General features: G+C 70.3%; 14 protein-coding genes, 1 tRNA gene and 1 pseudogene. 8 read left to right on the top strand and 8 right to left on the bottom strand.

Annotation, left to right across the window (positions count from 1 at the left end; translation table 11 throughout):
* Positions 1-90: 90 nt before the first annotated feature.
* A tRNA-Leu gene (locus ACFWPJ_RS05965) sits at positions 91-172 on the bottom strand.
* 373 nt (positions 173-545) lie between these two features.
* Between ACFWPJ_RS05965 and ACFWPJ_RS05960 the strand changes: the two genes are divergently transcribed.
* Together ACFWPJ_RS05960 and ACFWPJ_RS05955 are read left to right on the top strand one after the other, a co-directional pair.
* A complete protein-coding gene (locus ACFWPJ_RS05960; RefSeq protein WP_378847714.1) occupies positions 546-9,875 on the top strand; it encodes a fatty acid synthase subunit beta domain-containing protein in 9,330 nt (3,109 codons plus the stop codon).
* Positions 9,876-9,886: 11 nt separating this feature from the next.
* Positions 9,887-10,315, top strand: coding sequence for a holo-ACP synthase (locus ACFWPJ_RS05955; protein WP_019045582.1), 429 nt, complete (start codon positions 9,887-9,889; stop codon positions 10,313-10,315).
* A gap of 111 nt (positions 10,316-10,426) precedes the next feature.
* On the opposite strand, the gene ACFWPJ_RS05950 is transcribed toward ACFWPJ_RS05955, so the two are convergent.
* Positions 10,427-11,065 carry a TetR family transcriptional regulator gene (locus tag ACFWPJ_RS05950; RefSeq protein WP_378847716.1) on the bottom strand — a complete coding sequence of 213 codons (639 nt, stop codon included), beginning with the start codon at positions 11,063-11,065 and terminating at the stop codon, positions 10,427-10,429.
* A gap of 301 nt (positions 11,066-11,366) precedes the next feature.
* Between ACFWPJ_RS05950 and ACFWPJ_RS05945 the strand changes: the two genes are divergently transcribed.
* Positions 11,367-12,587: a hypothetical protein gene (locus ACFWPJ_RS05945; protein ID WP_378847712.1), complete on the top strand. Its 1,221-nt coding sequence runs from the start codon at positions 11,367-11,369 to the stop codon at positions 12,585-12,587.
* A gap of 76 nt (positions 12,588-12,663) precedes the next feature.
* Here the strand turns inward: ACFWPJ_RS05945 and ACFWPJ_RS05940 are convergent, their stop codons facing one another.
* Positions 12,664-13,434 carry an ABC transporter permease gene (locus ACFWPJ_RS05940; RefSeq protein WP_378847709.1) on the bottom strand — a complete coding sequence of 257 codons (771 nt, stop codon included), beginning with the start codon at positions 13,432-13,434 and terminating at the stop codon, positions 12,664-12,666.
* Between the two features lie 24 nt (positions 13,435-13,458).
* A complete protein-coding gene (locus ACFWPJ_RS05935) occupies positions 13,459-14,415 on the bottom strand; it encodes an ATP-binding cassette domain-containing protein (RefSeq protein ID WP_378847707.1) in 957 nt (318 codons plus the stop codon).
* 116 nt (positions 14,416-14,531) lie between these two features.
* Here ACFWPJ_RS05935 and ACFWPJ_RS05930 point away from each other — a divergent pair, with 116 nt between their 5' ends.
* Positions 14,532-15,254 carry a TetR/AcrR family transcriptional regulator gene (locus tag ACFWPJ_RS05930; RefSeq protein ID WP_378847704.1) on the top strand — a complete coding sequence of 241 codons (723 nt, stop codon included), beginning with the start codon at positions 14,532-14,534 and terminating at the stop codon, positions 15,252-15,254.
* Between the two features lie 4 nt (positions 15,255-15,258).
* Here the strand turns inward: ACFWPJ_RS05930 and bcp are convergent, their stop codons facing one another.
* Entirely contained in the window at positions 15,259-15,732 is a 474-nt protein-coding gene (bcp, locus tag ACFWPJ_RS05925) for a thioredoxin-dependent thiol peroxidase (protein WP_189032858.1), read from the bottom strand.
* A 71-nt stretch (positions 15,733-15,803) separates the two neighbouring features.
* On the opposite strand from bcp, the gene ACFWPJ_RS05920 reads away from it, so the two are divergent.
* Positions 15,804-16,037, top strand: a complete 234-nt coding sequence (locus ACFWPJ_RS05920; protein ID WP_378847701.1) for a DUF3618 domain-containing protein — start codon at positions 15,804-15,806, stop codon at positions 16,035-16,037.
* Between the two features lie 70 nt (positions 16,038-16,107).
* Here ACFWPJ_RS05920 and ACFWPJ_RS05915 read toward each other — a convergent pair whose 3' ends face one another.
* Both ACFWPJ_RS05915 and ACFWPJ_RS05910 read right to left on the bottom strand, forming a co-directional pair.
* Positions 16,108-16,404 carry an excalibur calcium-binding domain-containing protein gene (locus ACFWPJ_RS05915; protein WP_378847700.1) on the bottom strand — a complete coding sequence of 99 codons (297 nt, stop codon included), beginning with the start codon at positions 16,402-16,404 and terminating at the stop codon, positions 16,108-16,110.
* A gap of 135 nt (positions 16,405-16,539) precedes the next feature.
* Positions 16,540-17,517 carry a pirin family protein gene (locus tag ACFWPJ_RS05910; protein ID WP_378847698.1) on the bottom strand — a complete coding sequence of 326 codons (978 nt, stop codon included), beginning with the start codon at positions 17,515-17,517 and terminating at the stop codon, positions 16,540-16,542.
* 73 nt (positions 17,518-17,590) lie between these two features.
* Here ACFWPJ_RS05910 and ACFWPJ_RS05905 point away from each other — a divergent pair, with 73 nt between their 5' ends.
* Positions 17,591-18,055 (top strand): MarR family winged helix-turn-helix transcriptional regulator, encoded by a 465-nt coding sequence (locus tag ACFWPJ_RS05905; protein ID WP_378847696.1) that lies wholly within the window; start codon positions 17,591-17,593, stop codon positions 18,053-18,055.
* A 63-nt stretch (positions 18,056-18,118) separates the two neighbouring features.
* Positions 18,119-18,886: a hypothetical protein gene (locus ACFWPJ_RS05900; RefSeq protein ID WP_378847694.1), complete on the top strand. Its 768-nt coding sequence runs from the start codon at positions 18,119-18,121 to the stop codon at positions 18,884-18,886.
* A gap of 45 nt (positions 18,887-18,931) precedes the next feature.
* On the opposite strand, the gene ACFWPJ_RS05895 is transcribed toward ACFWPJ_RS05900, so the two are convergent.
* Positions 18,932-19,327 (bottom strand): cupin domain-containing protein, encoded by a 396-nt coding sequence (locus ACFWPJ_RS05895; protein ID WP_378847692.1) that lies wholly within the window; start codon positions 19,325-19,327, stop codon positions 18,932-18,934.
* Positions 19,328-19,378: 51 nt separating this feature from the next.
* On the opposite strand from ACFWPJ_RS05895, the pseudogene ACFWPJ_RS05890 reads away from it, so the two are divergent.
* Positions 19,379-19,720 (top strand): annotated as a pseudogene (locus ACFWPJ_RS05890) (AraC family transcriptional regulator); the annotation flags it as partial.

The following is a 19,720-nucleotide window of genomic DNA, read 5'->3' as shown; positions in this document are numbered from 1 at the left end:
GGTTCAGGGCCGTGGTTCACGGGAAACCTCCGTGTGCGAGTGCACTCGAACACGGATTCACCGGAAAGTGGCACGTCTGCCACAAATCTGTGCGCGAGAGGGGACTTGAACCCCTACGTCCGTGGACACCAGAACCTAAATCTGGCGCGTCTGCCAATTTCGCCACTCGCGCTGGATGTGTACGACCGTCCAAACTCTACCGGGCAAATCCGGCTACGCGAAGCGTTGGGGCGGCATGTCGTACTCGTCGGTAACACGACCTGGGGTTATAACGATTTGGTAACCCTCAATGTGAGGGCCACTCATGTTTGCGAAGCGAAGTAACAGGCCCCACCTGCACGTTCAAACATGAGGCGGAGTCACGTTTCAGATAATTCTGGTACGGGCGTGCAGGAATACTCGGCGGTAGCTGGCGTGGGGGGCGAGAAACGTGAGGCTTTCCTCATGATTTTGTGCGATCGTGGCTTTCAACAGGCCCGAGGGGCTGCCGGATACGTGTGCGTGCCGTCGGTGGGCGGAGCGCCAGGAGAAGGAAGTCGAGCGTCTTGACGATCAACGAGAGCACCGAGATGGGCATGGGGTCGACCGCGAAAGCTGGTGGTCGTGGCCAGGCGTCGGGTGTCCGCGCGGCGCTGGTGGAGCAGCTGCGCAACGGGGCAGGGTATGCGTTGGCGTTCGGTGGGCAGGGTGCGCAGTGGCTGAGCGAGCTCGAGGAGATCGGTCGCGACAGCGCGCTCGAACCCGAGCTGACCGCGCTGGTGCACGAGGCCGCGGCGCTGATCGAGCCGGTTGCTTCGCAGTTGCTGGTGGTGCGTCCCGGCGGCTTCGACCCGATGGGCTGGATGCTCGAGAGTGAGCTGGACGAGCCGGAGGAGCCCTCGTCGGCGCCCGCGGACTCGGTGCTCCGCTCGGCGGCCGTGTCGATGCCCGGCGTGCTGCTTTCCCAGCTCGCGGCCACCAGGGCGCTGCGTCTGCAGGGTCTCGACACGGCCGAGCGTCCGCCGGTCGCGATCGTCGGGCATTCGCAGGGTCTGTTCGCCGCCGCCGCGGTCGAGGCGGGCGGCGCGCGCGACGCGGAGCTGCTGGCCATCGCCCAGCTCGTCGGCGCCGCTGCCGGGCTCGTCGCGCGCAGGCGCGGGCTGATGCCGGTGGGCGAGCGCTCGCCGATGGTCGCGGTGTCCAATGTCGATCCGGAGCAGCTGCGGGCGATCGTCGCCGAAGTCGCCGAAGGTGTCGATCCCGCGCTCGCCGCGGTGGTGTCGATCCGCAACGGCCGCAGGCGGGTCGTGCTGTCGGGTGCGCCCGCCCAGCTCGACCGGGTGCGGGCCAAGTGCGCGCAGCTGCATGACGAGCAGACGCGCGAGCGGGAGAGCAAGGTTCGCGGCGGTGCGGTGTTCGCGCCGGTGTTCGAGGACGTCGCCGTCGACATCGCCTTCCATCACCCGGCCCTGGCCGAGACCGTCGACCTGGTCGCGGGCTGGGCCCGCCAGTGCGACCTCGACGCCGAGCTCGCCGCCTCGCTGACCCAGCAGATCCTGGTCGACTCGATCGACTGGGTCGCCACCGTCGACGCCGTCGTCGAGGCGGGCGCGGAGTGGATCCTGGATCTCGGCCCCGGCGACCTGCTCTCGCGGGTCACCGGCGGTTCGCTCAAGGGCACCGGCGTCGGCGTTGTCGCCGCCGCCACCCGCCCCGGCCAGCGCAGCCTGCTCACCCCGGGCGCGGCCCCCGAAGCCGCCACCCCGTGGTCGGCGTTCGCGCCCAAGCCGGTGCGGCTGCCCAACGGGCGCATCGTCGTGGAGACCGCGTTCACCAAGCTCACCGGCCGCTCGCCGATCCTGCTCGCCGGCATGACCCCGACCACCGTCGACGCGCAAATCGTCGCGGCCGCGGCCAATGCGGGCCACTGGGCCGAACTGGCCGGTGGCGGTCAGGTCACCGAGCAGATCTTCGCCGACCGGATGACCGAGCTGCGCCAGCTGCTGCAGCCGGGCCGCGCGGTGCAGTTCAACTCGCTGTTCCTCGACCCCTACCTGTGGAAGCTGCAGCTGGGCGGCAAGCGCCTGGTGCAGAAGGCGCGCGCCGCGGGTGCGCCGCTGGACGGCGTGATCGTCACCGCGGGCATTCCCGAGCTGGACGAGGCCGTCGCGCTGATCGAGGAGCTGACCGAGGCGGGCATCAGCCACGTCGCGTTCAAGCCGGGCACTGTCGCCCAGATCCGCGCCGTGCTGCGCATCGCCGACGCCGTGCCGGACTACCCGGTGATCATGCACATCGAGGGCGGCAAGGCCGGCGGGCACCACTCCTGGGAGGACCTGGACGACCTGCTGCTGGCCACCTACGCCGAGCTGCGCAACCGCGCCAATGTCGTGATCTGCGTCGGCGGCGGCATCGGCACCCCCGAGCGGGCCACCGACTACCTGACCGGCACCTGGGCCACCAACCACGGCTACCCGGCGATGCCGCTGGACGGCGTGCTGGTCGGCACCGCCGCCATGGCGACCCTCGAGGCGACCACCGCCCCCGAGGTCAAGCAGCTGCTCGTCGACACCCCCGGCACCCCCGACTGGGTCGGCGCGGGCACCGCCTCCGGTGGCATGGCCTCGGGCCGCAGCCAGCTGGGCGCCGACATCCACGAGATCGACAACGCCGCCTCGCGCACGGGCCGCCTGCTCGACGAGGTCGCCGGTGACGCCGAGGCCGTTGCCGCCCGGCGCGCGGAGATCATCGCGGCGCTCGACGCCACCGCCAAGCCCTACTTCGGCGACGTCGCCACCATGACCTACCAGCAGTGGCTGGAACGCTATGTCTCGCTGGCGGTCTCGAGTGAGGTCCCGATCTCCTTCGACTGCGGCAGCGACATCGGCGACGCGATCATCGATGCCACCCGCTCGGACTGGCTCGACATCAGCTGGCGCGACCGGTTCGCGGAGATGATGCGGCGCACCGAAGCCCGGCTGCACCCCGCCGACAGCGGCGAGATCGAGACGCTGTTCGCCGACGACGAGGCGTTCGAGCACCCGGTGCAGGCGCTGTGCGCGCTGAAGAAGCAGTACCCCAGCGTCGCCGAGACCGTGCTGCACCCGGCCGACGTGCCGTTCTTCGTCTCGCTGTGCAAGACGCCGGGCAAGCCGGTGAACTTCGTGCCCGTCGTCAACGCGGATGTGCGCCGCTGGTGGCGCTCGGATTCGCTGTGGCAGGCCCATGATCCGCGCTACTCGGCCGATCAGGTGTGTGTCATCCCCGGTACCGTCGCGGTCGCCGGCATCACCCGGGTCGACGAGCCGGTGGGCGAGCTGCTCGACCGCTTCGAGCAGGACACCGCCTACAGCCTGGTCCGGGCGGGCGTCGTGCCCGCGCCGGTCGACGCGCGCCGTGTCGCCGGTGTCGTGACCGGCCCGATCGACACCGTGCTCGCCGCCCCCGACGTGCAGTGGGCGGGCCGCACCACCGTCAACCCGGTGCACCGCCTCGGTGCCGTCGGCGAGTGGGTCGTCGAGCAGGGGAGCGCGGTGCATCAGGGCACCGGCGCGACGCTGACCGAGATCTCCGGTCCCGAAGCCGATTTCGGCTACGTCGAGCTCGCTGTACCGCTGCTCGGCCGGGACGCGGTGAAGATCCGGATCACCGTGCCGGTGAGCATCTACTCCGGTGGCGCGCCGGTGATCACCGAAGCCGATGCCGAGACCGCCATGTCGGCGCTGCTCGGCGTGGCCGCCGGTCAGTCGCTGCCCGAGGCGAAAGCCGGTGTGGCACACCTCAACCTGGCCTGGATGCCGGACCTGGTCGCCGACCACGCCGGGGTTACCGGTTCGGGTCTGCCCGCCACGCTGAGCACCCTCGGTCGCACCGCGCCCGACGTGCTGGTCGGCGCCTGCTGGCCCGCGGTGTTCGCGGTGCTCGGCGCGGCGCGTACCGCACACAACGGTTCGGTGATCGAGGGCATGCTGGATCTGGTCCACCTGGATCATCAGATCGAGCTGCTCGACGAACTGCCCTCGGAGACCGGCATTCTCGTGGTGCGGGCCGAGAGCGGCGCGGTCGTCGATACCGATATGGGCCGGGTCGTCGAGGTGGCCGTCACGGTCGGCCTGATCCTCGATCAGGGGCTCGAGGCGGCGCCGCTGGCCCGGCTGGTCGAGCGGTTCGCCATCCGCGGCCGCAACGGCGCCGGCGAGCTGACCGATCCGCCGCGCGCGGCCGGTGCGGTCTCCGCCGACGCCACCGACACCCCGCGCCGCCGTCGCCGCGATGTCACCATGGCCGCCCCGCGCGCCATGCACGCCTTCGCCGCCGTCTCCGGCGATCACAACCCGATCCACACCTCCGACGCCGCCGCCAAGCTGGCCGGTCTCGGCAGCCCGATCGTGCACGGCATGTGGCTCTCGGCCGCCGCCCAGCACGCGGTCGTCGCGGTGGATCCCGAAAGCTCCGTTCCCGCACGCACTCTCACGGCATGGACCACCCGGTTCCTCGGCATGGTGCGCCCCGGCGCGACCGTGGACGTGCGAGTGGAGCGGATCGCGGTGGACGCGGGCAGCGAGATCGTCGAGGTCTCCTGCCGTGTCGACGGTGACCTGGTCATGACCGCGACCGGGCGCACCGCCGCCCCGAAGACCGTCTACGCCTTCCCGGGCCAGGGCATCCAGCGCAAGGGGATGGGTCTGGACGCGCTGACCCGCTCGAAGGCGGCCAAGCAGGTGTGGGAGCGTGCCGACGCGCACACCCGCGAAGCCCTCGGTTTCTCGATCCTGGCGGTGGTGCGCGACAACCCGACCTACCTCAAGGCGCGCGGTGTCGAACACCGGCACCCGGACGGCGTGCTGCACCTGACCCAGTTCACCCAGGTCGCCATGGCGACCCTCGGCGTCGCCCAGGTCGCCGAGCTGCGCGAGGCGGGCGCCTTCGTCGAGGGCGCGATGCTGGCGGGTCACTCGGTCGGTGAGTACAACGCACTCGCCGCCGTCGCCGGGGTGCTGCCGCTGGAGGCCGTGCTCGAGGTGGTGTTCCAGCGTGGCTCGGCCATGCACGAGCTGGTCCCGCGTGACGCGCAGGGCCGCAGCGACTACCGGATGGCCGCCATCCGCCCGTCGCAGATCGGGCTGCCGGATGCCGAGGTCATCGACTTCGTCAACGGCATCGGCGCGGCGACCGGGGAGTTCCTCGAGGTCGTGAACCTGAACCTGCGCGGCTCGCAGTACGCCATCGCGGGCACGGTCGCCGGACTCGAGGCGCTCGAGACCGAGATCGACCGGCGCCGCGAGGAATTCGGTGGCAAGCGGGCGTTCATCCTGGTGCCCGGCATCGACGTGCCGTTCCACTCCTCGGTGCTGCGCGACGGTGTTCCCGAGTTCCGGCACAAGCTCGGGCAGCTGCTGCCCACCGAGGTGCACCCGGAGGTGCTCGTCGGCCGCTACATCCCGAACCTGGTGCCGCGCCCGTTCTCGCTGGAACGCGAATTCCTCACCGAGATCGCCGAACTCGTGCCGTCCGAGCCGCTGTCCGCGGTGCTGGCCGACTTCGACAGCTGGGCCGCGCGCGAGGCCGAACTGTGCCGCGTGGTGCTGATCGAGCTGCTGGCCTGGCAGTTCGCCAGCCCGGTGCGCTGGATCGAGACCCAGGACCTGCTGTTCACCGACGCCGCGCACGGTGGCCTCGGCGTGGAGCGGTTCGTCGAGATCGGCTTGGGCGCCACCCCGACGGTGGCCAACCTGGCCTCGCAGACGCTGAAGCTGCCCGCGTTCGGCGGGGCGACGGTCGAGGTGGTCAATGTCGAGCGCGATGCCGCGGTCGTCTACGCCACCGATACCGATCCCGCCCCGGTCGACGACATCGAGGAGACCCCGGCCGAGGCGCCGGCGGCCGTCCCCGCCGCCGCGGCCGCACCGGTCGCCGCGCCGGTCGCCACCGGTGGCCCGCGTCCCGACGACATCTCCTTCTCCGCCGCCGACGCCACCCGCGTGCTGATCGCGCTGTGGACCAAGCTGCGGCTCGACCAGATCGGCCCGGTCGACACGATCGAAGGCCTCTGCGACGGCGTGTCATCGCGCCGCAACCAGCTGCTGGTCGACCTCGGCTCCGAGCTCTCGCTCGGCGCCATCGACGGTGCCGCCGATGCCGACATGGGCGCCCTGTCCGCCACCGTCGAGCGCCTGGCCCGCACCTACAAGCCGTTCGGCACCGTGCTCACCGATGCCATCGGCGACCACCTGCGCAAGGTCTTCGGCCCCTCCGGCAAGCGGCCCGCCGCCATCGCCGACCGGGTCAAGAAGGTCTGGGAACTGGGCGACGGCTGGGCCAGCCACGTCACCGCCGAGGTCTCGCTCGGCACCCGCGAAGGCGCCAGCGTGCGCGGCGGCGACCTCGGCGGACTCGTCGGCGGTGCACTGAGCGACGCGGCTTCGGTCGACGCGGCCATCGACGCCGCCGTGCAGTCGGTGGCGGCCCGGCGTGGGGTCGCGGTCTCGCTGCCCGCGGCGGGCGGCGCGTCCGGCGGCACCGTCGACGCGGCGGCGCTGGGCGAGTTCACCGAGCAGATCACCGGCCGCGACGGCGTGCTCGCCACCGCCGCCAGGGTCATCCTCGAGCAGCTCGGCCTCAGCGAGCAGGTCAGCGCGCCCGAGGCCACCGAGGACACCCTCGTCGACCTCGTCTCGGCCGAACTCGGCACGGACTGGCCGCGGCTGGTCGCGCCGGCGTTCGACGCCCGCAAGGCCGTCCTGATCGACGACCGCTGGGCCACCGCCCGCGAGGATCTGGCCACCATGTGGCTGGGCGACGACGCCGCCACCGCCGAGCAGTCGATCGCCGGCTACGTCGGCGCGGGCGAAGCCATTGCCGCGCAGGCGAACTGGTGGCGTCAGCGGGCGATGCACGAGGCCCGCTCGGTGCTGGCCGGGGTGTACGCCCAGATCGCGGAGGCCGCGCTCGACACCACCGATCCCGGTCTGTGGTCCGACGATGTCGCCGTGATCACCGGCGCCAGCAAGGGTTCCATCGCGGCCGCGGTCACCGGCAAGCTGCTCTCCGGTGGCGCCACTGTCGTGGTCACCACCTCTCGCCTGAACGACGAGCGGCTGCGGTTCTACCGCTCGCTGTACCGCGACAACGCCCGCCACGGCGCGGCGCTGTGGGTCGTCCCGGCGAACATGGCCTCCTACCAGGACCTGGACGCGCTGATCGAGTGGGTCGGCACCGAACAGGTCGACAACGCGGGTGGCGCCAAGATCAAGGTCAAGGACGCCATGACCCCGACGCTGCTGCTGCCGTTCGCGGCACCGCGCGTCGCCGGTGATCTCGCCGCCGCGGGCGCCCGCGCCGAGATGGAGATGCGGGTCCTGCTCTGGTCGGTCGAGCGGCTGATCGGCGGGTTGTCCGCCCTCGGGGCCGACCACGACGTCGACGCGAAACTGCATGTGGTGCTGCCGGGTTCGCCCAACCGTGGCCTCTTCGGTGGCGACGGCGCCTACGGCGAGTCCAAGGCCGCGCTCGACGCGGTGGTCACCCGGTGGCGGGCCGAGAAGTCGTGGTCCGCGCGGGTCACCATGGTGCACGCGCTGATCGGCTGGGTGCGCGGCACCGGGCTGATGGGCCACAACGACCCGATGGTCGAGGCCGTGGAGAAGGCCGGCGTGCACACCTGGTCGACCACCGAGATGGCCGACGAGCTGCTCAAGTGGTGCACCTCGCGGGCCCGTCAGGTGACCGAGACCGGGCCGCAGCAGATCGACCTCACCGGTGGTCTGGCGCGCGCCAAGCTCGACCTGCCCGCGCTGGCCAAGCAGGCCCAGGAGGCCGCGGCCGCGAGCGAGGAGGAAGCGGCCACCGCCGCGACCATCGCCGCGCTGCCCGCGCCGCCGACCCTGAGTTCGGCGCTGCCGGTGCCGGAATGGGGTGAGGTGACCGCCGACCTGGCCGACATGGTCGTCATCGTCGGCGCCGCCGAGCTCGGCCCGTACGGCTCCTCGCGCACCCGTTTCGAGATGGAGGTCGAGGACAAGCTCTCGGCCGCCGGCGTGCTCGAGCTGGCCTGGACCACCGGTCTGATCCGCTGGGAGAACGACCCGAAGCCGGGCTGGTACGACACCGAATCCGGGGACTTCGTGCCGGAGGGCGAGCTGGCCGAGCGCTACCACGACACCGTCGTCGAGCGCTGCGGCGTGCGCCGCTACGAGGACGACGGCGCGATGCTCGACAACGCGGCGCCGCTGCTCACCTCGGTCTTCCTCGACCAGGACCTGAGCTTCACGGTCGCCAGCGAGGCCGAGGCGCGCGCCTTCCACACCGCCGATCCCGAGCACACGGTGATCAGCCCGGTCGCGGATTCGAGCGACTGGACCGTCACCCGTCAGGCGGGCACCGAGATCCGGGTGCCGCGCAAGGCGAAGCTCTCGCGCGTCGTCGGTGGTCAGATCCCGACCGGCTGGGACCCCACGATATGGGGCGTCTCCGCCGATATGGCCGCTTCGATCGACCGGGTCGCGCTGTGGAACATCGTCTGCACCGTCGACGCGTTCGTCGGCGCCGGCTTCAGCCCCGACGAGCTGATGAGCTGGGTGCACCCGAGCCTGGTCGCCAACACCCAGGGCACCGGCATGGGCGGCATGTCCTCGATGCGCTCGCTCTACGTCGACAACCTGCTCGGCGAGCCGCGCCCGAACGACATCCTCCAGGAGGCGCTGCCCAACGTCGCGCTCGCGCACGTCGTGCAGTCCTATGTCGGCAGCTACGGCGCCATGGTGCACCCGGTCGCGGCGTGCGCCACGGCGGCGGTGTCGGTGGAGGAAGCCGTCGACAAGATCCGGCTCGGCAAGGCCGAGGTCGTGGTCGCCGGTGGTTACGACGATCTCGGCATCGAAGGCATCGTCGGCTTCGGTGACATGTCGGCCACCGCGGACTCGGCGGCCATGCGCGCCAAGGGCATCAGCGATCGCTACTTCTCCCGCGCCAACGACCGCCGTCGCGGCGGGTTCGTGGAATCGCAGGGTGGTGGCACGGTGCTGCTTGCCCGCGGTGACGTGGCCGTGGAGATGGGTCTGCCGGTGCTCGGCGTGCTCGCCTTCGCGCAGTCCTTCGCCGACGGCGTGCACACCTCCATCCCCGCGCCGGGTCTCGGTGCGCTGGGCGCGGGCCGCGGTGGTAGCGGCTCGCGTCTGGCCGCCGAACTGCGCAAGCTCGGCGTCACGGCCGACGACATCGCGGTGATCTCCAAGCACGACACGTCCACCGCGGCCAACGACCCCAACGAGTCGGAGTTGCACGAGCGGCTCGCCGGCGCGCTGGGCCGCACCGACGGCGCCCCCATGTTCGTGGTCTCGCAGAAGAGCCTCACCGGCCACGCCAAGGGCGGCGCGGCGGCCTTCCAGCTCATCGGCCTGTGCCAGGTGCTGGAAAACGGTGTGGTGCCGCCGAACCGGAGCCTGGACTGTGTCGACGAGAAGATGGCTGCCTACCCGCACCTGGTGTGGGCGCGCGAACCGCTGCGCTTCGGTGACAAGTTCGCGCTCAAGGCCGGTCTGGTGACCTCGCTCGGCTTCGGCCACGTGTCCGGTCTGCTCGCGGTGGTTCATCCGCAGGCATTCCTGGCCGCGATCGAGCCGACGGCAAGGGCCGAGTACCAGGAGCGGGCGCAGGCGCGTCAGCTCGCGGGCAGGCAGCGCTTCGCCGAGGCCATGTGCGGCGGCGCGGCACTGTACGAGAAGCCGGCGGATCGTCGCCTGGGCGCCGACGGCACCCCGGCCAAGCAGATCCGTCAGCTCGAGGCCGACATGCTGCTCTCGCCGGAGGCCAGGCTCGACAGCGAGGGTGTGTACCGGGCGAACGGATGGGGTTGCGGCACTGGGCAAATCGCTCCGCAGTCGACCGAAGCGTCGTAGGCTGCCCCTTCGTGACGATTCTGGGTATCGGTTTGGACTTGGTGACCATCTCCGAGTTCGCCGAGCAGCTGCAACGGTCGGGGACGACGATGCTCAGGGAGAGCTTCACCGCTGGTGAACGCCGCTACTGCCAGAGCAAGCAGACGGACCCGGCCCGCAGCTTCGCCGCACGCTGGGCCGCGAAGGAGGCGGTGCTCAAGGCCTGGGCATCGTCTCGCTTCGCGCGCAGCCCGCAGATCGGGGACAACCCGTATCCGCTGATCGAAGTCGTCAACGACGCGTGGGGCAGGCCGAGCATCAAACTGCACGGCCTGGCCGCGGAGTTCCTGCCCCGCGCGCGGGTCCACCTGTCCCTGACCCACGACGGGGACACGGCAGCCGCCATGGTGGTGCTGGAGGACCCGGGCGAACTGGCCGACCTCATCGAAGGACGACACTGACCGCGGGCCAGCGAAACAACTGATCTCGTGAGTACATGGGTAACTCGCCGGGAACGCCCAGAACCCGGCGAGTTACTCACCGCAGGCCCGGTCGCCGACGTGCGTCGCTACCTAGCTGTCGGCCGAAGACTCGGGGTGGCGGTCATGCCGCGATTCTTTTTCCGCGACCAGGAGATACGCGACCATCAGCCGCTTCAGTTCGGCGACCGCGTCGGCATTGGACTGTTCGTCCTGCACGGAGAAGTTCAGCATCGAGTAGACGACGTGCACGAGCACCTCGGCCATCATCGTGCGCCGGGCGCGCGGGGTGCGCGGGGTCAGTGGCCGCAGCATCTGCGAGACCACCTCGGCGAATTCCTTCTCGTGCAGCGCGCCCGTCGCCCGGGTGGACGGGGTCGACTGCATGGCCAGCCACACCTCGCGCCGCGAGGGATCGGTGGTCCACAGATTCGCCAGGTGGTCGACGAACTGGTTCATGTGCCGCAACCAGTCCAGCGAGGGGATCTCGCCGTGGAAGTCGGCCAGCTCACGGGAAACCGCAACCAGGTCTTGCCGATTGAGCTCGCAGACGATCACGTACTTGTTGGCGAAGAACTGGTAGAGCGTGCCGATCGGCACCTCGGCGCGCTGCGCGACCTCTTCACAGGTGAACGATTCGAAGCCGACCTCGACGAGCAGTTCCCGCGACGACTGCAGCAGCGCGTCGAACTTGCGCTTGCTGCGCTCCTGGGTCGGCCGCTTGCGCGGCATCAGCTCCTGCGGGTCGTCCTGCAACTCCAGCGCAGGGTCCGGACGGCTCTGCTTGGACCGGGCCTGCGCGTGTACTTCCACCCATCCAGGCTAGCGGTATCCACACATCCGCGACACGCGTCTACCGACAGCGTGTCAACAACTGGGCGAAATTCCTCCCATCCGGGCCCGGGCTGGTGACGAATCATCAGATGAGCGTGCGTGCATCCGCACGCTGATTCGCGGTGATCTCTCACCGCAACCGACCTACCGCGAAGTTATCTGCCCCCGTGGGAAGGCAAGACTTGTGGCTGCAGGATCAGTGATCACTCTCGGCGTCAGCACCGAGCGAGGCGCCGTGCACGCGGTGGCCTTCGCGGAGTCGGGCGACACGCTCACCGACCGGATGCTGCTGCGGCGCACCGTGCGTGCGGGCGGGGACAGCAAGGCGGAGATCGCCGCGGCGGTGCAGGTGGCACTGGACACGATGGCAGCCGAACTAGACGACGAGCGCGAGATCGCCGGGGTGGCAGTGAGTTACCGCGATGCCGTCGAGCGGCGCGCGATCGTCACCCGGCTCGCGGCCACCCAGTGGCACACGGCCTCGCTGGTCTCGGCCAAGTCGGCGCACCTGTTCGTCGCCGGCGCGATGACCTGGCTCGACGAGTTCGACAACCTGCTGGTCTACGAGGCGGTCCCCGGCTACCAGGCGATGACGCTGCTCGACCCCGGCAGGCACCGGGTGCTCGCCGCCTTCTCGCAGACCGGCGCGCCCACCCCGGACGCGCTGCGCACGGGAGTGTCGGCGGCGTGGGATCAGTTCGAGGCGGCCGCGGTGCGGCCGGGAGCTGTGGTGCTCGTCGGCTCGTCGGCGGACGCACCCGCGGTGCGTGAGGCGGCCGCCGGATTCGGGGTGCCGGTGCTGCCGTGCCGGCTGGCACCGTTCGCCCCTGCCGCGGGCGCCGCGCTGGTCGCGCTCGGCGACGCCGCCGACGTGCCGGTCGCGGTCGCTACCCACTCCAAGCGGGGCATGGCGATGGTCGCCGCGGCGGCGAGCCTGATGGCGGGTGGTCTGGTCGCGGGCGGTGCGTACGCGGTGATGAACGACGGGACTCAGGGGGTCGACAACACCGCGGTCTCGTCGGAGCCGGGTGCGAGCCCGGCCGGTTCGATCGCGCCGCAGGCACCCCCGATGCACGAGACCGCCGACACCGGTCCGGCGGAGACCGGCTCGGCAGGCGGTGTCGGCTCCGGCAGCGGGCTGGAGGTGAGCCCGGCGACCGAGCCGACAGACACCTCGCCGTACGAGACGGTGTCGCCGAATCCGCAGCTGATCGACCCGAGCCAGTTCCCGCTCGGTTACCCCACCCAGCTGTACGGCGATGCGCCGCAGGATGATCCGCTGCCGCTGGAACCGGCGGCCCCGATCGTCCCGCAGACGCCCGCCGCGGCGCCGACCCTGCCTGGCACGGGAATCCCGATGGGGATGCAGCCCGCCCAGGCACCGGTGCCGGAGGGCCCGCGGACGGAATCGGCCGACTGACCCCCGCATCCGGCAACGAGTCAGCTCCCGCGAGGGGCCGCGTGATACGCCGCGCGGCCCCTCGCTCGTTCCGTCGTCAGGCGCTGGTTCGGCGCCGGAACAACACACCGGCGGCGAGATAGCCGGCGACGGCGATGCCCGCGCACCACAGCACGGCGAGCAGCGCGCTGTCCCCGATCGGCGTGCCCATCAGCAGCCCGCGCATCGTCTCGATCACCGGGGTCACCGGCTGGTGCTCGGCGAAGGCGTGCAACCAGGTCGGCATCGTCTCGGTCGGCACGAACGCGCTGCTCACGTACGGCAGGAACATGAAGAAGAAGGTGAAGCCGTTGGCCGCCTCCGGGTTTCGGGCGAGCAGGCCCAGCGCCGCGGCGAGCCAGGACAGCGCGAAGACGAACATCGCGAGCACCCCGAGGACGCCCAGCCAGCGCAGCGGATCGGCGGTCGGCCGGAAGCCGAGCAGCACCGCCACCCCGATCACGACGGCGGAGGTGAGCAGATTGCGCAGCACGCTCCCGGCGACATGGCCGGTGAGCACCGCCGACCTGGCGATGGCCATGGTGCGGAACCGGTCGATGATGCCCTCGGCCAGGTCGGTCGACAGCGCGACCGCGGTGGTCGAGGCGCCGAAACCCGCGCACAGCAGGATGATTCCGGGTACCACGTAGTCGATGTAAGGCCTTGGGCCCGCGTCCATCGCGCCGCCGAAGACGTAGACGAACATCAGCAGGATCATCACCGGCAGAGCGATGGTCATGATCATCGTGTCGGGACTGCGCACCGTGTGCCGGATATTGCGGTCCAGCATGGTGATCGAGTCCTGGACGGTGTGGAACTGGGTGGTCATGGTCGGTCTCGTTTCGGTGGGGGCTCAGGCGGCCGACGCGGCCTGGTGAGCCCGGCCGGTCAGGGCGAAGAAGACGTCGTCGAGGTCGGGGGTGTGCACGCTGAGCTGATCGATGGCGATGTCGAGCTCGGCGAAACGGTCGAGCAGCCGCTTGATCTCGACCGCGCTGCCGTCCGACGGCACCTGAAGGGTCAGCTGCTCGGGGTCGAGGTGGCCGTGGTCGCCGACGGCGTGCGCGGCAGCCGTGAGCAGGCGCTGATCGGCGAAACGGAACCGGATGTGGCCACCGGGCACGAGGCGTTTGAGTTCTTCCGGCGTGCCGTCGGCGACGATGTGCCCGCCGTCGAGCACGGCGATCCGGTCGGCCAGCTGGTCGGCCTCCTCGAGGTACTGCGTGGTGAGGAAGACGGTGGTGCCCTCGGCCGCGAGCTCGCGGATCGCGGCCCAGAGGTCGCGGCGGCTGCACGGGTCGAGGCCGGTGGTCGGTTCGTCCAGGAAGACCAGGCGCGGACTGCCCATCAGGCTCATGGCGAGGTCGAGTCTGCGGCGCATGCCGCCGGAATAGGCGGAGACCGGCCGCTCGGCGGCGTCGGTGAGCTCGAAGCGGTCGAGCAGGTCGACGCCGCGACGCCGGGTCTCGGCGGCGCCCAGGTGCAGCAGCCTGCCGGTGAGCCGCAGGTTCTCGGCGCCGGTGAGCACGCCGTCGACGGCCGCGTACTGCCCGGTGACGCCGATCAGGCCGCGCACGGTGTCGGCCGCGCGCACGGCATCGTGCCCGAAGACGCGTACGTCGCCGTGATCGGGCCGGATGAGGGTGGCCAGGATGCGGACCAGCGTGGTCTTGCCCGCGCCGTTCGGTCCGAGCAGGGCGAAGACGGTGCCGGATGCGACCTCGAGGTCGAGGTCGTCGAGCACGACCCGCGCGCCGAAGGCCTTGCGCAGCCGGTGCACCGAGAGCGCGGGCGATGGTTCGAGCGTCATGAGTTCTCCGATCGAGAAACTGTTTATGAGATAAACATAGTTTATAGAGTAAGCAGTTCATGGGCGCAAGAGGTGTCACCGCTAGAGTCGAGGCGAGCGGAGGAGGCAGGGAGCAGATGACGACGTCCGGCGACACGGCGTTACCGAAGGCGGTCGAGCTGATGTGGGGGCTCGAGCAGCCCGGCGCGCGTGGCCCACGGCGCGGGCTCACCCTCGATCAGATCCTCGACGCCGCCGTCGCGGTGGCCGACGCGGAGGGATACGCGGCACTGTCGATGAACCGGGTCGCCAAGCAGCTCGGCTTCACCGCCATGTCGCTGTATCGCTATGTCGACAGCAAGAACACGCTGATCGATCTGCTGATGGACCGGGTGGTCGGCGAGCCGCCCACGATCGCGGCGGGCACGCCGTGGCGGCCGGGCCTCGAACAGTGGGCGAGGGCGGAGTTCGAGCGGATCGGCCGCCACCCGTGGTGGGTGGACATCCCGCTGAACCGGCCGCCGTTGGGGCCCAACAACATGGCCTGGCTCGACGCCGCGCTACGGCTGCTCGGCGAGACGGCGGTCCCCGAGCCGGTCAAGCTCCAGCTCGTGATGAACCTGTCGATGTTCGTGGTGGGCAAGCGCCGGGTCGTGCGGGATCTGCAGACGGAGGAGGACGGCGACTTCGCCTCGGTGATGGCCAGGGTGCTCGACCCGCAGCGCTTTCCCTCGGTGTCGGCCGCACTGTCCGCCTCCGCCTTCCACGACGACGAGATCGAGTGGGAGAAAGCCGATTTCGAATTCGGTCTGGCGCGGCTGCTGGACGGCTACGAGGTCTTCATCCGCACCTTCGCCTGACTCGCTATACCGACAGGTCGCGGCGCAGCTTGGCGACGTGGCCGGTGGCGCGGACGTTGTACTGGGCGAGTTCGATCTTGCCCTGCTCGTCGACCAGGAAGGTCGAACGGATCACGCCGGTGACGGTCTTGCCGTACATCATCTTCTCGCCGAACGCGCCCCACTCCTTCAGCACGTCGCGCTCGGGGTCGGACAGCAGCGGGAAGTTCAAGCCCTCGGCGTCACGGAACTTGGCCAGCTTGGCGGGCTTGTCCGGCGAGATGCCGATGACGTCGAGGCCCGCGCCGCCGAGTTCGGCCAGATTGTCGCGGAAGTCGCAGGCCTGCTTGGTGCAGCCGGGGGTACTCGCGGCCGGGTAGAAGTAGACGATCACCTTGCGGCCGCGGTAGTCCGACAGCGACACGTCTTTGCCGTCGGCGTCGGGCAGCGTGAAATCGGGTGCGGTGTCTCCGGGGGAGAGGCGATGGTTGTCGGTCACCACCGCACGGTATCCGACCGGGTCCGGCGACGGCATGGATAGACTCGTCGGCGAGCAGACACATACTGGAGGTGACGGTGGCCAAGGACGACACCGACCGGATCGAGCGCGAGATCGAAATCGCGCGCGCCCGGTTGGCGACGACACTCGACGAACTGGCGGTGCGCGCCGATCCGCAGCGGATCGCAGACGACACCAAGGCGATCGTGGTCGCCAAGTTGAACGAGCCGAAGGTCAAATACACACTGATCGGCGCGGGCGCCCTGGTGGCGAGCCTGGTCCTGGTGAAGATCTTCCGTCGCTGAATTCCGGCGACACAACAAAGAACACCCGACGCGGCTGCTGCCACATCGGGTGTTCTTTTTCGGTACTACCTCAGACCGTCGGGCAGGCGAAGCCGTCACCGTCGGGGTCGAGGTGCGGGGAGTAGCCCGCCTCGCCACGGAACAGGGGAGCGCGGCCCGCGGCGATGGCCTCGTCGCAGCTGGCGAAGGCGCCGCCGGCCGAACCGGTCTGGACCAGGTTGGCCGAGCCGGTCGCGTTGAGAAGGGAATCGAAGCTGGAAGAGCCGGTGCCCGAGGACCCGGTCACCTGATCGGCGTGGGCGGCGGGGGCGGCTAGCAGGGACAGCCCTGCGACGGCGAGGCTGACGGTAAGCCGGCGAACGTTCATTGATTCCTCTATGTCTGCGGCGGTTCGGTTGTGGGCCCGGACACTCAATGCCCGGGCGGCCCCGTCCACCTTCGTGACGGGGCGTCCGGTTGTCAACCGCGCGAGCCCTACCAGATCGCCGCGACCGCCGGTCGGTTATTCGCCCAGGCGTCGGCCGGTGCGGTGTTCGGCCGGGATGGTGCCCATCCGGCCCGCCTGGAAATCCTCCATGGCCTCGATGATTTCCTCGCGGGTGTTCATGACGAACGGCCCGTACTGGATCACCGGTTCGCGCAACGGCATTCCGCCGAGCAGCAGCACCTCGAGGTCGCCGGTGGTGCTGTGCTGGGCGGTGTCGGCGGTCAGCGTGATCGCGTCGCCCTTGCCGAAGACCACCAGCTGCCCGGTGCCGATCGGCCTGCGATCGACGCCGGCGGTGCCGCTGCCCGACAGCACGTAGGCCATCGCGGTGTAGTCCTTGGGCCACGGAGTTTCCAGCTGCGCGCCGGGCACGAGCGAGGCGTGGGCGTAGGCGATGGGGGTGTAGGTGGAGCCGGGTCCGGTGAAACCGGCGAGGTCACCGGCGATGACGCGCACGAGCGCGCCGCCGTCGTGCGAGCTGACCAGGGTCAGTTCACCGGCGCGCAGGTCCTGGTAGCGCGGGGTGGCGAACTTGTTCGCGCGCGGCAGATTGACCCACAGCTGGATGCCGTGGAAGGTGCCGCCGGAGATGACGAGCTTCTCCTCGGGCAGCTCGTCGTGCAGCATGCCGGAGCCCGCGGTCATCCACTGCGTGTCGCCCTCGTCGATGACGCCACCGCCGCCCTGCGAGTCGTGGTGGACCATGGTGCCGTCGAGCATGTAGGTGACGGTCTCGAAACCACGGTGCGGATGCCAGGGCGCGCCCTTGGCCTCGTACGGCTCGTAAGCGACGGGGCCCATCTGGTCGAGCAGGATGAAGGGGTCGGCCGAGCGCAGGTCGACGCTCGGGAACGGCCGGGTCACCTCGAAGCCGGCGCCTTCCCGCTGGCGTGACGCGGTGACGATCTGGCGGACGGGTCGCTGGGTCTCGGTGACATCGGGGCGGGGCAGCCGGGGCAGCACCATGATGTCGTCGACGGTGATTGCGGGCATGGGATGCGCCTCCTGGATGGCTCTGCGGTCACTTTGTTTCCATGTCAACCAAATGGGTTCTAGGATCATTCCCGTGACCCGATGGTTGTCCGAGGAAGAGCAGCAGACCTGGCAGGCCTATATCCGCATGCGCCAGCGTCTGGACGCGGCGATCGCGGCAGGCCTGGCTGAGCACGGCCTGTCGATGGCCGATTACGAGTTGATGGTGCCGCTGTCGGCGACGCCGAACGGGTGCATGCGGGCCAAGGAACTGGCGGGTGAGGTGTGCTGGGACAAGTCCCGGCTCTCCAAGCAGCTGGCCAGGATGGCGGCGCGCGGACTCGTCGACCGCAGGCCCGCCGAGGACGACGCCCGCGGCATCGTGGTCTCGCTGACCGAAGAGGGCCGCGCGGTGCTCGGCCGGGCCGCGCCCGAGCATGTCGAGCTGGTGCGTGACCTGTTCGTCGACCGGCTGACCCAGCGGGAGAGCACCGCGCTACGGACCCTGTCGGAGAAGGTGATCGCGGTGAGCGACGATCGAACATCGTTGCCCGGTTAACGGTTTCGCGGATCGGGCCGATGCACAGTCGAGGGTCGGAGCTCGTCGAACCGAGGGGTGGCCATGAACGTTCGAGCAAGGTGTGCCGGTGTCATCGCCGCGGTGGGTGTGGTTCTGCTCGCCGGGTGCTCGTCCGCGCCGTCCGAGGATGCGCCCACGTCGTCGGTGTCGGCGACGCACGCCGAGGCGAGTGGGCAATCGGGGGCGCCCGTCACGTCGACCTCGGCAGGACCGGCTACCGTGTCGACTCCGTCGCCCGGACCGGCGACCGCCATCGTCTCGGTCGTCGCCGTGAACGCCTCGGGTCAGCCCAGCGACGGCTTCACCGTCACCACCCCCGACCCGTTCGGCGCGCTGGACTGCAAGTACGCCCAGCCCAGCCGCTCGGCGAACACCCCGGGCATCTACTCCGGCTGCGGCGCCTCCGCCGATTCGGCCGATGTCTGCTGGGCACCCGGCAACAACACCCTCCTGTGCGCAAGCGACCCCTGGCAGCGCACTCTGCGCCGCTACACGGTGACCCCGCCCCTCACCCCGGTCGCCCGCACCGATTCCCCCGAACCCTGGGCGCTGGAACTGGCCGACGGCCGCCACTGCCGCATCCGCGTCGGCGGCGCGTGGGGTGGCCGCTCCGACGGCCTGGTCGGCGCGTACTCCTGCACCGGCGGCAACGACGTGGTCCTGCAACCATCCAACGCCCGCACCGCGATCGACACCTCGTCGAGTACCTGGCAGGTGGCCGTCGGCCCACTCGGCTCGGGCAACCCGGACTTCCCACCCCCGCCCCAAGTCGCCGTGCGCACCGCGTATTTCGCCGCGACCGCGGGCTGAGGTGACGACCCCGCGGCAGTTGCGGATGACCCCGTGTGCGCCGATTCAGGCCAGGGCGGTGCCCGTTGTCGCGGTGATGTGGTCGGGGACCTCGCCCGCGTAGTCGCCCGTGGTCAGGGTGCCGGACGGTTCGAACAACAGCAGCGTCGCACCGTCGACGGAGGACGGGCGGTGGTCGACACCGCGCGGCACGACGTAGGTGTCGTTGCGGTGCAGGGTGATTCGTCGTTGCGGGGCGTCCGGCTCGCGCAGGTCGATGTCGAGTGTGCCGTCGAGGACGAGGAAGAACTCGTCGGTGTCGTGGTGCGCGTGCCACAGATGCTCGCCGCGCACCTTGGCCAGTCGCACATCCCAGTCGTTGACGCGCGTGAGAATGCGGGGACTCCAGAGCGCGTCGAAGGTGGCGAGCGCGGCGTCGATATTCCTCGGTCGATCGGTCATGCCTCATGGTCGCGGTTGCGGTCGGTGCCCGACCAGTGCGATGAATGACGCATGTCGAAAGATTTCTCGCAGCCGGGACTGCACCGGGTCGCGGCGCTCGTCGATGAGGGGTCCAACCCGTTCGAGCTGGCCTGCGTGACCGAGGTGTTCGGGATCGACCGGCCCGAGGTCGGCGGGCTGCTCTACGATTTCCGGCTCTGCGCCCACCGGCGCGAGGTGCCGATGCGGCAGAACTTCTTCACGATGACCGGCCTGGCAGACCTGGCCCTGCTCGACTCCGCCGACACCGTGATCGTGCCCAACCGCCCGGACACCGAGACGCCACGACATCCGGCCGTGCTCGCGGCAATCGCCGGCGCGCACGCGCGCGGTGCACGGCTGGTCGGTATGTGC

Origin of the sequence: Nocardia sp. NPDC058497 (genome assembly GCF_042720195.1) — a bacterium.
In the GTDB taxonomy this organism is placed as follows: domain Bacteria; phylum Actinomycetota; class Actinomycetes; order Mycobacteriales; family Mycobacteriaceae; genus Nocardia.
Note: the sequence above shows the minus strand (reverse complement) of the source record. Positions and strands in the feature narration are given on the sequence as shown.

Bases quoted from the DNA above. Each gene is read 5' to 3' on its own strand.
- ACFWPJ_RS05950 (WP_378847716.1), bottom strand. From the start codon at position 11,065: ATGCCGCGCAAGCGGCCGACCCAGGAGCGCAGCAAGCGCAAGTTCGAC.
- ACFWPJ_RS05910 (WP_378847698.1), bottom strand. From the start codon at position 17,517: ATGCCCGCAATCACCGTCGACGACATCATGGTGCTGCCCCGGCTGCCC.
- ACFWPJ_RS05930 (WP_378847704.1), top strand. From the start codon at position 14,532: ATGACGACGTCCGGCGACACGGCGTTACCGAAGGCGGTCGAGCTGATG.
- ACFWPJ_RS05915 (WP_378847700.1), bottom strand. From the start codon at position 16,404: ATGAACGTTCGCCGGCTTACCGTCAGCCTCGCCGTCGCAGGGCTGTCC.
- ACFWPJ_RS05935 (WP_378847707.1), bottom strand. From the start codon at position 14,415: ATGACGCTCGAACCATCGCCCGCGCTCTCGGTGCACCGGCTGCGCAAG.
- ACFWPJ_RS05895 (WP_378847692.1), bottom strand. From the start codon at position 19,327: ATGACCGATCGACCGAGGAATATCGACGCCGCGCTCGCCACCTTCGAC.
- ACFWPJ_RS05940 (WP_378847709.1), bottom strand. From the start codon at position 13,434: ATGACCACCCAGTTCCACACCGTCCAGGACTCGATCACCATGCTGGAC.
- ACFWPJ_RS05900 (WP_378847694.1), top strand. From the start codon at position 18,119: ATGAACGTTCGAGCAAGGTGTGCCGGTGTCATCGCCGCGGTGGGTGTG.